The organism is Bradyrhizobium sp. CCBAU 45394 (genome assembly GCF_028128655.1).
GTDB lineage: Bacteria > Pseudomonadota > Alphaproteobacteria > Rhizobiales > Xanthobacteraceae > Bradyrhizobium > Bradyrhizobium diazoefficiens.
Genome location: NZ_LBIX01000002.1, coordinates 497 through 937, shown reverse-complemented (window position 1 = coordinate 937; position 441 = coordinate 497).

Sequence of the window (441 nt, the reverse complement as noted above, 5' to 3'; positions counted from 1 at the left end):
ATCCGTGTCAGGTTGACCTCGCGCCTGAGCGCAGCGACCCCTCTGAATTTCTTTCTGGTCCAGAACTTCACGGCGCTGAGCCCCAGTNCAGCCTGGTCTGGATTGCCCTTGCTATCCTGGACTTCGATCCGATGGAGACCTTTGACCACGACCTCGTCCATTATCGTTGCAACCGTATGGTTGCCATCGCCTGCCAGGCGATTGACACAGGTCCTTACCAAGAAATGCGTTCCAACCTCTTGGGGGGGGGGGGGGGGGGGGGGGGGGGGGGGGGGGGGGGGGGGGGGGGGGGGGGGGGGGGGGGGGGGGGGGGGGGGGGGGGGGGGGGGGGGGGGGGGGGGGGGGGGGGGGGGGGGGGGGGGGGGGGGGGGGGGGGGGGGGGGGGGGGGGGGGGGGGGGGGGGGGGGGGGGGGGGATCCGTGTCAGGTTGACCTCGCGCCT